This window comes from Novosphingobium sp. PhB55 (genome assembly GCF_004368805.1).
In the GTDB taxonomy this organism is placed as follows: Bacteria; Pseudomonadota; Alphaproteobacteria; order Sphingomonadales; family Sphingomonadaceae; genus Novosphingobium.
On the sequence record NZ_SODQ01000022.1, the window covers coordinates 2,039 to 3,348 of the forward strand.

General features: G+C 51.2%; 1 rRNA gene (cut by a window edge). It reads left to right on the plus strand.

From position 1 onward, the window contains the following. The first annotated feature begins 102 nt into the window (after positions 1–102). Positions 103–1,310 (plus strand): 23S ribosomal RNA (locus EDF57_RS25300); it runs 1,679 nt beyond the window's last position.

A 1,310-nucleotide genomic window follows, 5' to 3' on the forward strand; every position in this document is an offset into this window, starting at 1 on the left:
TGAATACATACGACGTGTCATTATATATCTGGCTGAGATAAATCGTCCCACCTGTAAACAGCGCGGCCTCTATGCAGGGTTGTCGTTGATGGTGTGGATTCTCAAGCGTGAGGTAAGAGCATTTGGTGGATGCCTTGGCATGTACAGGCGAAGAAGGACGTGGCACGCTGCGATAAGCGTCGGGGAGCTGTGAGCAAGCTTTGATCCGGCGATTTCCGAATGGGGAAACCCACCTTCACCATTTCTCTCGATGAATGGGCAACCAGTCATTGAGTGAGGTGGATAAGGTATCATCAGGTTGAATACATAGACTTGGTGAAGCGAACCCGGGGAACTGAAACATCTAAGTACCCGGAGGAAAAGACATCAACCGAGATTCCGTTAGTAGTGGCGAGCGAACGCGGACCAGGCCAGTGCCTTCATTTTAACTAGCAGAACACTTTGGAAAGAGTGGCCATAGCGGGTGACAGCCCCGTATGCGAAAGCGATGATGAAGGACTCGAGTAGGGCGGGACACGTGAAATCCTGTCTGAACATGGGGGGACCACCCTCCAAGCCTAAATACTCGTACATGACCGATAGCGAACACAGTACCGTGAGGGAAAGGTGAAAAGCACCCCGATGAGGGGAGTGAAACAGTACCTGAAACCGAATGCTTACAAGCAGTAGGAGCCTCTTTAGGGGGTGACTGCGTACCTCTTGCATAATGGGTCAGTGACTTAATGTACCATGCGAGCTTAAGCCGTTAGGTGTAGGCGCAGCGAAAGCGAGTCTGAATAGGGCGACAGAGTATGGTGTATTAGACCCGAAACCCGGCGATCTAGGCATGACCAGGTTGAAGGTGCGGTAACACGCACTGGAGGACCGAACCGGTGAATGTTGAAAAATTCTCGGATGAGTTGTGTTTAGGGGTGAAAGGCCAATCAAGCCGGGAAATAGCTGGTTCTCCGCGAAATCTATTGAGGTAGAGCGTCGGATGTATGCCGTTGGGGGTAGAGCACTGGATGGTTGCGGGGGTCGCGAGATCTACCAATACTAACCAAACTCCGAATACCAACGAGACTTATCCGGCAGACAGACGGCGGGTGCTAAGGTCCGTCGTCAAAAGGGAAACAGCCCTAACCTACAGCTAAGGTCCCCAAGTCATCACTAAGTGGGAAAGCATGTGGGAATCCCAAAACAACCAGGAGGTTGGCTTAGAAGCAGCCATCCTTTAAAGAAAGCGTAACAGCTCACTGGTCTAATTAAGGGTTCCTGCGGCGAAAATGTAACGGGGCTAAAGTGATGCACCGAAGCTTAGGGTTCAGATC